The organism is Metabacillus rhizolycopersici (genome assembly GCF_020075705.1).
Map to the genome: position 1 here is coordinate 1 of NZ_JAIQUM010000001.1, position 10,311 is coordinate 10,311.

Here is a 10,311-nt window from a genome sequence, read left to right on the forward strand (position 1 = left end):
GAGTTGGTGCTGGTGGTGTCGATGGTGAAGCCGTGCTTGTTCGAGGTTTTGTTGACGTTAAATAACTTGAACTCACATAGCCTTCTTTTCCATTTACCTTTATTTTTGACCAGCCATTTGCTTCTGAATACACTGTTACTTCGGTTCCTTTTATTAAAGTTGCCAAAACATTTGCACTCGTTGAAGTACTTGCTCGTAAGTTTAGAAATCCACTACTAATATTTACATATTTAACTGTTGTTTTAAACGCCTTTTCACTTGCAACAGTTTCAGTTTGTGTCGCAAATGCTTCTTCTTCAAATGCGACTGTAGACAATACTGCAAAACAAAAAGTAGGTAATAATACCCTTTTCATACCTTCCTCCTGACTAATAAATTTTTACTATTTTATGTATTTTCACACTCTATCAACCTATAAAAGTATGATTAAATTTATCTTATCATATATTGTAAGTAAAATTGGTAAACTTTGTTGAAATTAGGAAGAATCAATATAAAAATGAAAAATGGATGAACTCAAAATGAGTTCATCCATTTTTACTTATTTCGTTTCCTGTTCGCACGATTTTCATACATTTGTTCCAATTCATTGACAAACTGCTCATCAAATTGCTTAGAAAGTTGCTCACAAATTTGCTTAGCCAGTGTTGGGCTTGCTCCATTAGTTGAAACAGACAAGGTTAGCCTTCCCTTCTTTACCGATTTTGGAACTATTACATTTCCTTTATTCGCATTGCTAGCCACGTTCACAAGTTGATTTTCACTTGCATTTTCAGCAATCCATTCATTTACTGCTGAATCGTTGGTTGCAGCTATGATGAAAAGGGCATCTTTCAAATCTGCTAACTCTACCTTTTTTGCCTGCCAATTAAGCTTATCTGCTTTCGATAATTCCGCTATTTCTGGGACCACATCTGGACTAATTACTGTTATTCTTGCACCTTCCTCTAAAAATAGACGAAGTCTTCTGAGAGCAATCTTACCGCCCCCAACAACAAGTACGTTTTTATCTTTTACTTTAAAATGTAGTGGAAGCATCATTCAATCCTTTACGAAAAGTAAACTTATCATCCTTATTAAGAATGGCTTCGTTTACTCGTTCTAAAAATAAATCAAGCAAGATCGGGTGTGGCCCAAGATATGAACACACTTCGATGTGACGATTTCCCCAATCATATTTTTTAATTGTTTGATCGATTTCTCTTTTTAATAATCCAGTAAAAATTAAATAAGGTATCACATAAATTGATTTTTCATTCGAATGAAAAATATCCTCTATTAGTTGATCAAACTTAGGAGTTGCAGCCGTTAGAAAGCAAGGATAAACTTGTCCTAGGTTCGATTTTTTATAAAGGATCGATGAAATTTCATTTAGATCACGAACCACATCTTGATCACTACTTCCTCTTCCGACAAGGATTGCTATCGATGAAGGTTGAATTTCAGATTTTTCATTCATTTTATCTTGGAGCATATACGCTAGCTTGTTGTCGACCCCAATTGGTTTACCGTATGTTACCCTAATATCAGGATACTTCTCCATAATATGTGCTAACTCTTTCGGAATATCTCTTTTTGCATGTGATGCAGTTAAAAGAAGCAAAGGTACCACCGCAATATGTGTTGCTCCTTGCTCCACACATCTTGAAAAACTAACCTCAATTGATGGATCAGCCAATTCCAAAAAACTCACTTCTTGTATAGAAGCATGTACTTTTGGCTTTACTTTATCAATAAAATGTATCGCTTCCGTGCGAGCCTCTGGAACACGGCTACCATGACAAATATATAATACTGCTTGTTTCATATAGAAAGTACCTCTTCATGAGTATCTTCCATTAACAATTCCTCATACCAGCTAAGCTTATCCCTTAATCTTACAACCTCACCAACAATAATCATACTAGGATTGGAAATATTTTGTTCATTTACTCGATCATAGATATTCTCCAGTGTACCGGTAACAGTTCTTTGGACATCTGTCGTACCCCAGTGAATAACTGCTACTGGAGTGTTCGGATCCTTACCATACTTCACAAGCATTTGTTGAATATACGGGAGATTGCTTACACCCATATAGATCGCTAATGTGTCAATTCCATTTGCTAACGATTCCCATTTGGTTTCTTCGTCAGCACCTTCCCTCCGATGACCTGTTACGAAGGCTACACTTGCACTTAAGTCACGATGTGTGACAGGAATACCAGCATATGCAGATGCTGCTACTCCTGCTGTTACACCTGGTACAATTTCATAGGGGATCTTGTTTATAGCCAAGGCTTCAGCTTCTTCTCCACCCCGGCCAAATATGAATGGGTCTCCACCTTTAAGCCTTGTTACAATTTTGCCATTCTTCGCATACTTGACTAAAAAATGATTAATCGTTTCTTGCTTCATCATATGAAAGTTTGGCAATTTCCCACAATAAATTAAGTCACAATCTTTTTTCGCATGTTTTAAAATCTCTTTATTTACTAATCGATCGTAAAGAATCACATCGGCTTTTTGGATACATTTTAACGCCTTGATTGTCAATAAATCTTCATCGCCAGGGCCTGCTCCTACTAGAAAAACCTTCGCCATCGACTTCGCCCCCCTTCTCTATTTTTTGCTATGTTCTAAAAACTATGCCACGCTCGAATATCATTAGGAAAGTTCCTTAATTAATCCCTTATTAACTAAAAAATTAACTATTTGTTTAATAGATTCTTCAACTGTTTGTGTTTCTGTATCTACTATTATAGCAGGATTTACTGGTTCCTCATACGGAGAATCAATTCCAGTGAAATGTTTTATTTCATTGTTTCGAGCTTTTTTATACAACCCTTTTGGATCGCGGACTTCACACTCATCTAATGAACATTTCACATATACTTCAAAAAATTCATTATCTGAAAGAATGTCTTTCACTTGTTGTCTATCTTCACGAAACGGTGAAATAAATGCAGTTAAAACGATTTGACCACTATCAACAAATAGCTTTGATACTTCACCAATACGACGGATGTTTTCTTTACGGTCTTCATCAGTAAAACCTAAGTCTTTATTTAAACCATGTCTGATATTATCTCCATCAAGTACATATGTTTGAATGTCAGCTTCAAAGAAATATCTTGCAAGTGCATTTGCTAATGTTGATTTCCCTGATCCTGAAAGGCCTGTAAACCATAACACATAGCTTTGATAGTTATTTTTCGTTCTTCTCTCTTCTTTTGTAACAGAAGTATCGTGCCACACGATATTATTCGTCGCCATAACTATGACCTCCTTATGAGTTAACTGTTTCTTTCATCCCTCTAATTAACACTTCGACAACTTCCTTACGACTAAACGTACTTGGAGGTAATTCCCCGTTACGAAGCATTTCTCGAACCTTTGTACCAGATAAAATCACGCGATCCTCTTTACCATGTGGGCATGTTTTTGAAGATGCCATTGCTTCACATTTTGTGCAATAAAAGCTATGTTCAAAAAACATAGGTGTAATTCCTAGTTCATCAGCTGTAAAGTTTGAGAAAATTTCCTGTGCATCGTACGTACCATAATAATCACCAACACCCGCATGGTCTCTTCCGACAATGAAATGTGTACAGCCGTAGTTTTTACGAACCATTGCATGAAAGATTGCTTCTCGTGGTCCTGCATAACGCATTGCAGCAGGAAATACTGCAAGATGAACTCGGTCTTCTGGGTAATAATTTTCCAATAAAATTTCATAGCTTTCCATCCGAATATGTGCTGGAATATCATCAGACTTTGTTTCCCCAACGAGTGGATTTAAGAATAATCCATCAACAGTTTCTAAAGCTGTTTTTTGGATATATTCATGTGCACGGTGAACTGGATTTCGCGTTTGGAATCCAACGATTGTTTTCCAATTTAGCTCTGCAAATTTCGCTCTTGATTCTTTTGGATCAAAATAGTAATCTGCAAATTTCTTTTCTGGACGATGAACTAGTGTTATCTCGCCACCAACATACACATCACCGCGCTCAAACATTTTCTTCACACCTGGATGCGCAAGGTCATCTGTACGATATACATTTACTGCCTCTTTTTGCTTATCAGGTGTGAAAATATCTGCTACAATGATTGTCCCATATGTAACATTGTCTGCTACAAGTCGAACCTCTTCACCGATCGATAAAGTTGAAGCTTTTTCCTCTGTTACAGGTAAAGTAATCGGTATGCTCCAAACAGAACCATTTTTCAATTTCATATTTTCGACAACAGATTCATAATCTTCTTTTGTTAAAAAGCCTTCAATTGGACTATACGCACCAATCGCGATTAACTCTAAATCACTTAATGCGATTGCATCAAGTTCAATTTCCTTTTGAATATGTGAAACATTTGCCCCTAAAGTTAATTTTTGAATTAATGTTCCCCCATGTGGAAGTAAGCTCATCTATATTTCCTCCTAATCTTATAAATACACTAAATGAAATAGGAATTAAAATTAAATTCCCCCACCCTCTTCGTGCACTACACGTCTTTCTTGTTTACTTACCTTCATTAAATAAAGTGCGCCGATTGTCGCTAGTAAAAGACTACCTAAAACAATAATCGTATAGAGGTCTGTTTCGATAAACAACTTAACTAATGTATATGACATTGTTAGCGATATTAACGGGGAAATCATCCAAACCATTAACATCTTTTTTACGATTTTTTGTTGGAGCACATTTGTGCCTGATTTGGCAATTCCAATACCTAATATAGAAGAGGTTGTAATTTGCGTAAGTGGCACTGGGATTCCAAAAATCGATGCAATCGTTACGAGTGTTGCACCTGTACCTGAAATGAGTATTCCTTCGATTTTAGAAAAACTTGTAATCTTCTTACCGTTTGTCTCAAGCACACGACGGCCTAAGGTAAGTGCACCTAGTGCAACAAAAATGCCACCATATAACGTTCCATTGGAAACAGTCATAAGTCCAGCGCTCACTAACGGACCAACTGCATTTGCCACGTTATTCATTCCTGCTGAGAATGCTTCAAAAAAACCCGCAAACACAAGTAGATAGGTAATAACCTTCCCTTGGAATGAATACTTTTCTGATAACTTTAAAGAATGAAATACTTTAATAAAAATAAAGGCAATGACAAAGGCAACAATTGGTACGATTACCCAAAACATAACAATCCATAATAAATTGTTCACATATAAAGTTTGATAGGCAATACCTATACCAACTACTGAACCGACCGTTACCTCACTCGTCGAAAGAGGTATTCCTAATAAATTTGCTAAAAAAAGCGAAAAAGTTGCTGAAAAGAGGATGATAACAACAATTTTGATTGACATAAGTGACGGTGGAATGATTCCTGAACTTATCGTTTTGACAACTTCTCCTCCGCCGATTACTGCTCCTAAAATAACCCCTATCGCACATAAAATCAAGGCATTTCTAGGTCGTAAAATCGCCCCTGATCCATAAGCAACTCCCATCGAAGCAGCAGCCCCACTTGCACCAATATTCATCGCAAAGAAGAAACTAATGACAATTGCAACAATTTCAAACATCGATTCTCCCCCTTATTGATGGAGGCCACATTCTGTTTTCCCTTGCCCAGACCATCTGCCAGATCTTAAATCATTTTCATCAATAGCAGGCTTTGTGCAATGAAAACAACCGATGCTTGGATATCCTCTGTCATGTAAAGGATTATAGATTAAGTCATTTTTATGAACGTATCTCCAAACATCCTTCCACGTCCAATGAATTAGTGGGCACACCTTGACAGAATGAAAGCGTTCATCCTTATTTATAAAATTCACATGTTTTCTCGTTTCTGATTGTTCACGTCTTAATCCAGAAATCCATGCTGCACTTCCTTGTAAAGTTTCGTTTAAAGGTATGATTTTTCGGATGTCACAGCATTTATTTGGAGCTGTTTCCCAAAGCTTATCACCAAATGTTTTAGCTTGCTCTTCCAACGTAAGCTTTGGTTTTTTTAATTCAATATTTAGTGCAGGATATTTCCCCTTCACTTTATCGATTAACTCATACGTTTCTTTAAAATGAACATCCGTATCTAAAAAAACAATTTTCGCATCAGGCTTTACTTTCGAAATTAAATCGATTAAAACAATCCCTTCAATTCCAAAGCTACATGCATAAACAACTTCTTCACCATACTCGTCATATGCCCACTTAAGAGCATTCAGTGCACCTTTATACGTATCATCTACAGCAAAATCTTCAATCGAATCAGTCCAACTATCATAAGTTAGCAAAATACTCACCTCTTTCTTTTGGAGTAGAAAATCCAGATTAAAACCCATTTATTCGCAGGTTAATAGTCGGAATAACCCCCATAATGAACCTTTTAGTTTGAATTTAAAACTGAATTCTTTTTAGGATAAACTAAAATATTGCCAAAAAATTGCGATTTACAACCAAACCCCTCGGTTCATTTAACTTGATCCTAGTTCAGGTAAATGCCTCCATACTCAATGACGACCAGTCCCCTTCTTTTACTAAATTGGTGACAATTTCACTGAAACTAGAACTGTATCTGTTAGTGTGCTTCAGAGTTTCTCAAGGTTTTTCCTTTCACATTTCTTGACTTATATTTCGCTATTAATTCAAAATTTTAACACAATTCGACCAAAAGTCAACCCGACTTTGCTTATAGGATTAATTATTTTTTAATTCTATAATTACCAAATTATACAACTAATTCCTACTTTATTTATTGAGCTTTTCACATGTTATACATATTCAGTTTTTTTAAAATGGTACGCGATTCTTTACAAATCCCTTTAGCAAATGAAACTAGAGGAATTATTTCGTTCCTCTCTCGTAAACTAGTACTATTGTGAAAGAATTTAAGGGGGTGATGAGATGGGAACATTTCTCATACATATTTTTGGAATCATTTGTGAATTTTATCTATTTTGTCTTTGTATGACCCATGTATTCATTGATAAGCCTAACAAGGTTTTACTATTTGAATTAAAAACGATGAAAAGTTCCTACCTATTTGCCTTACTCGGAATTGGCATGTGGAGTGCATTAGAAAAAGTAAAAATTCCGGACAAGTGGTTTTATCCTGTATATATAGGATGCTTCTTGTCAGTAGCAATCATTTCCTTCGTAATACTGGCTACTAATTTACCGCACCTTAACGTGAAGTAATTTTCTCCTTTCTATCAGTTTCAGACAAGAGTCCCCCTTCCTCAAGGAATGTGAAGGGCGTAGCCCAATGAGTAGGGAGGGGGTGAATTGCCTTTTTATGTAGAGAAACATTCGTTCGCATGGTGCAATATTCCTGTACAGATTGTTCATTGACAACTGAACATAGAAGGTTGTGGAAGAAAAAAAAGCTCTTTCACGTAAAATGTTCAAGCCAAATATAACAGCCGAGGCATACAATTGTGTGAACCCAATAAGCTGTAAAAGAAGTCGCAGCGGCAAGACCAATGGGATAGAGGGGTTGGGGGTTTATCGCACACCATTGTGTCAACTCCACTAACGTTAAGCGTTCAGAAATGTTCGATACATTAGAAACCCCCACTTCAAATTTTCGTTAGAAATTAAGTGGCGGGAGTATTCATCAATTGATAAAGAATCGTTAGGAATATGTGGTCTCGTGAAATCTTTATTTCAGTAGCAATTGAGGACCTTTTATTACAGTAATTACCTTTGGTTACCCGTTATCGTATTTTAGCGACGGTATCGAGCACATATTTGGGACTCTTTCGTTACCATTTTCTCTCTTTAGCAGCAGTATCGGGCACATTTACGACTCTTTCGTTACCGTTTTCTCTCTTTTCGGTGGTTTTCGGATACATTGGAATTGGCACAAATAATTGCATAGTATTTTTATAAGACAACAAACATCATTTTGATTAACAGCCTTTAAAATTTTTGCAATATAATAAATGTCAATATATCCGATAATCCTTCATAAATAACAAAAAGACGTATGTCAATTCACACGTCTTTTTGTTAGGAACCCTTTGTATTTTTTGAAAGTGGCTTCCCTTGTATGTAATGTTGACTTTACGTAATTTATCCGAAACAATTAATCTTGCTTATAATATGTCTAGTTTGCTAACCAAGCCTCTGATGAAGGATTCTCTCTCCACATTTTGAGCTTGTTAAGATCTTGCTCACTTACATAGCCCTCTTTAGCAGCTACTTCAATTAATGTATCATAATCACATAATGATTTTGAAGCAACATTTGCCTCTTTTAGCTTTTCTTCGCCAGCTGCAAGGCCGTAAGTGAAAATGGAGACGATGCCGAGTACATCACACCCTGCTGCACGAAGCGCGTCTACTGCTGTAATAGCACTTCCTCCAGTTGAGATAAGATCTTCAATTACAACGACCTTTTGGTTTTCTTTTACTTGACCTTCAATTTGATTGCCTTTTCCGTGTCCTTTTGCTTTGCTTCGTACATAACACATTGGCAAATTTAATTTGTCACTCACCCAAGCCGCATGTGGAATCCCTGCTGTAGCTGTACCTGCAATAACATCAACGTCAGAGAAGTGTTCTTTGATTAAACTTGAAAGACCTTCTGCTATTTGAGTGCGAATGTCCGGATAGGATAATGTTAAGCGATTATCACAATAGATTGGTGACTTCATTCCGCTTGACCATGTAAATGGTTCATTTGGTTGTAGATAGACCGCCTTGATTTCTAATAGATGTTTTGCAATTGTTTGTTTCATTCTACTGTGTCCTCCCAAGCTTTTTTCACATTCATATATGCTTCATATGGATTTGCCTGCTTCGTAATACTGCGACCAACAACGATTGCAGTCGAACCAAGACGACGGGCTTGTTCAGGAGTTGCAATTCGCGTTTGATCATCTGCAGAATCGTCCTTCATTCGGATTCCTGGTGTAACCGTAATAAACGACACTCCGAGATTTTCATTTAGTACTTCAACTTCATGTGTTGAACAAACAACACCATCTAAGCCACTTTCTTTAGCTATTTTAGCATAATGAAGTACAACATGATCTAAATTTTCGTTTATTAAAAGTTCGTCTTCCACCATTTCTTGTGATGTACTTGTCAGCTGCGTTACTGCAATACATGCTGGACGCTGTTTTCCTTCTGGTGTTCCCGCCTCTAAGCCTTCAATCGCAGCTGCCATCATTTTTTTACCACCTGCTGCGTGAACATTGACAAGATCAACTTCTAATTTAGCCAAACCACGCATTGCTTGTTTGACCGTATTTGGAATATCGTGCAGTTTCAAATCAAGAAAAATAGCATGACCGAGTTGTTTAATATGTGAAATAATCGCTGGGCCTTCTTGATAAAAAAGCTCCATTCCTACTTTCACAAACAATTTTTCATCATGAAAATGATTTAAAAAATCATCAACTTCTGTACGATCCTTAAAATCAAGGGCAATGATAAGAGGTCTTTCAATCATTATTTCCAACTCCTTCCGATACATTCTGTAACATGCTGAAATCCAAGTTCTTTTAATCTGCTAGGTAGTTGGTCAATAATTTCTGGACAGACAAATGGGTTGACAAAATTTGCTGTCCCTACAGCAACAGCACTTGCACCAGCATATAAAAACTCAATCACATCGTCGACTGATTGAACGCCGCCCATCCCAATAATTGGAATATTCACAACCTGGCTTACTTCATAAATCATTCTAATCGCAACAGGTTTAATCGCTGGACCTGATAACCCACCCGTTTTATTTGCAATAACAGGTTTACCTGTTTTTATGTCAAGTCTCATTCCAATCAGTGTATTAATCATTGTTAAACCATCAGCACCAGCTTGTTCAATTGCTTTTGCCATATCAACTATATTTGCAACATTTGGTGAAAGCTTTACATAAACAGGTACTGCTGATACCTCTTTTACAGCTCTAGTCAATTCAGCAGCAACTTCTGGAATTGTTCCGAACGCAATCCCTCCTGTTTTAACATTTGGGCAAGAAATATTTAATTCAAGCGCATGAACATTTTTCGACTGACTGATTTTTTCGGCGACAAATACATAGTCATCAATTTGTGAACCGGCGACATTTGCGATAATAGGTACATCAAATTGTTCAAGCCAGACAAGCTCTTCAGAGACTACTTTTTCAACTCCTGGGTTTTGGAGCCCAATTGCATTAAGCATCCCTGCTTCGGTTTCCGCTACACGTGGAGTTGGATTTCCAAACCGCGGTTCCTGCGTGCTCGCTTTAATCATGATGGAACCAAGCTTACTTAAATCATAAAACTTACTATATTCTCTTCCAAAACCAAAACAACCGGATGCTGGCATAATCGGATTTTTTAGTGATAATCCAGGTAATTCAACTTGTAACATGA

The 10,311-nt window shown here is 36.8% G+C and carries 12 protein-coding genes; 1 reads left to right on the forward strand and 11 read right to left on the reverse strand.

All coding sequences use genetic code 11. The features are described 5' to 3' along the window. The 8 genes from K9V48_RS00005 to K9V48_RS00040 all read right to left on the reverse strand — a co-directional run. Positions 1-355, reverse strand: a 355-nt coding sequence (locus K9V48_RS00005) for an SH3 domain-containing protein (protein WP_224135677.1), incomplete at its 3' end; no start/stop codon positions are given. A gap of 182 nt (positions 356-537) precedes the next feature. Next, positions 538-1,038, reverse strand: a complete 501-nt coding sequence (locus tag K9V48_RS00010) for a precorrin-2 dehydrogenase/sirohydrochlorin ferrochelatase family protein (RefSeq protein WP_224135679.1) — start codon at positions 1,036-1,038, stop codon at positions 538-540. Continuing rightward, positions 1,019-1,807, reverse strand: coding sequence for a sirohydrochlorin chelatase (locus K9V48_RS00015; protein WP_224135681.1), 789 nt, complete (start codon positions 1,805-1,807; stop codon positions 1,019-1,021). Before K9V48_RS00015 ends, K9V48_RS00010 begins: the two co-directional genes overlap by 20 nt. After that, the gene (gene cobA, locus K9V48_RS00020) at positions 1,804-2,583 is read right to left on the reverse strand and encodes a uroporphyrinogen-III C-methyltransferase (RefSeq protein ID WP_224135682.1); all 780 of its coding nucleotides are present in this window, start codon (positions 2,581-2,583) and stop codon (positions 1,804-1,806) included. The genes K9V48_RS00015 and cobA overlap by 4 nt, the downstream gene beginning before the upstream one ends. 63 nt (positions 2,584-2,646) lie before the next feature. After that, positions 2,647-3,255, reverse strand: a complete 609-nt coding sequence (gene cysC, locus K9V48_RS00025; protein ID WP_224135684.1) for an adenylyl-sulfate kinase — start codon at positions 3,253-3,255, stop codon at positions 2,647-2,649. Positions 3,256-3,268: 13 nt separating this feature from the next. Next, positions 3,269-4,408, reverse strand: coding sequence for a sulfate adenylyltransferase (sat, locus tag K9V48_RS00030; RefSeq protein WP_224135686.1), 1,140 nt, complete (start codon positions 4,406-4,408; stop codon positions 3,269-3,271). A gap of 51 nt (positions 4,409-4,459) precedes the next feature. Then, on the reverse strand, positions 4,460-5,527 hold the full coding sequence (gene cysP, locus K9V48_RS00035; protein ID WP_224135687.1) for a sulfate permease: 1,068 nt from the start codon (positions 5,525-5,527) through the stop codon (positions 4,460-4,462). A gap of 12 nt (positions 5,528-5,539) precedes the next feature. Then, positions 5,540-6,241 (reverse strand): phosphoadenylyl-sulfate reductase, encoded by a 702-nt coding sequence (locus K9V48_RS00040; protein ID WP_224135689.1) that lies wholly within the window; start codon positions 6,239-6,241, stop codon positions 5,540-5,542. Positions 6,242-6,851: 610 nt separating this feature from the next. On the opposite strand from K9V48_RS00040, the gene K9V48_RS00045 reads away from it, so the two are divergent. Next, a complete protein-coding gene (locus K9V48_RS00045; protein WP_224135691.1) occupies positions 6,852-7,145 on the forward strand; it encodes a hypothetical protein in 294 nt (97 codons plus the stop codon). A gap of 910 nt (positions 7,146-8,055) precedes the next feature. Here the strand turns inward: K9V48_RS00045 and pyrE are convergent. The 3 genes from pyrE to K9V48_RS00060 are packed head-to-tail and all read right to left on the reverse strand — an operon-like array spanning position 8,056 to position 10,309. Further along, complete coding sequence (gene pyrE, locus K9V48_RS00050) at positions 8,056-8,688, reverse strand: orotate phosphoribosyltransferase (protein WP_224135695.1); 633 nt, start codon at positions 8,686-8,688, stop codon at positions 8,056-8,058. Further along, the gene (gene pyrF / locus K9V48_RS00055) at positions 8,685-9,401 is read right to left on the reverse strand and encodes an orotidine-5'-phosphate decarboxylase (protein ID WP_224136082.1); all 717 of its coding nucleotides are present in this window, start codon (positions 9,399-9,401) and stop codon (positions 8,685-8,687) included. The genes pyrE and pyrF overlap by 4 nt, the downstream gene beginning before the upstream one ends. 2 nt (positions 9,402-9,403) lie before the next feature. After that, the gene (locus tag K9V48_RS00060) at positions 9,404-10,309 is read right to left on the reverse strand and encodes a dihydroorotate dehydrogenase (RefSeq protein ID WP_224135703.1); all 906 of its coding nucleotides are present in this window, start codon (positions 10,307-10,309) and stop codon (positions 9,404-9,406) included. Between the last annotated feature and the right edge of the window lie 2 nt (positions 10,310-10,311).

Excerpts from the sequence above, each read along its gene's own strand:
- sat (WP_224135686.1), bottom strand. The coding sequence starts at position 4,408 with ATGAGCTTACTTCCACATGGGGGAACATTAATTCAAAAATTAACTTTA.
- K9V48_RS00060 (WP_224135703.1), bottom strand. The coding sequence starts at position 10,309 with ATGTTACAAGTTGAATTACCTGGATTATCACTAAAAAATCCGATTATG.
- pyrE (WP_224135695.1), bottom strand. The coding sequence starts at position 8,688 with ATGAAACAAACAATTGCAAAACATCTATTAGAAATCAAGGCGGTCTAT.
- cysC (WP_224135684.1), bottom strand. The coding sequence starts at position 3,255 with ATGGCGACGAATAATATCGTGTGGCACGATACTTCTGTTACAAAAGAA.
- cysP (WP_224135687.1), bottom strand. The coding sequence starts at position 5,527 with ATGTTTGAAATTGTTGCAATTGTCATTAGTTTCTTCTTTGCGATGAAT.
- K9V48_RS00010 (WP_224135679.1), bottom strand. The coding sequence starts at position 1,038 with ATGCTTCCACTACATTTTAAAGTAAAAGATAAAAACGTACTTGTTGTT.
- cobA (WP_224135682.1), bottom strand. The coding sequence starts at position 2,583 with ATGGCGAAGGTTTTTCTAGTAGGAGCAGGCCCTGGCGATGAAGATTTA.
- K9V48_RS00015 (WP_224135681.1), bottom strand. The coding sequence starts at position 1,807 with ATGAAACAAGCAGTATTATATATTTGTCATGGTAGCCGTGTTCCAGAG.
- K9V48_RS00045 (WP_224135691.1), top strand. The coding sequence starts at position 6,852 with ATGGGAACATTTCTCATACATATTTTTGGAATCATTTGTGAATTTTAT.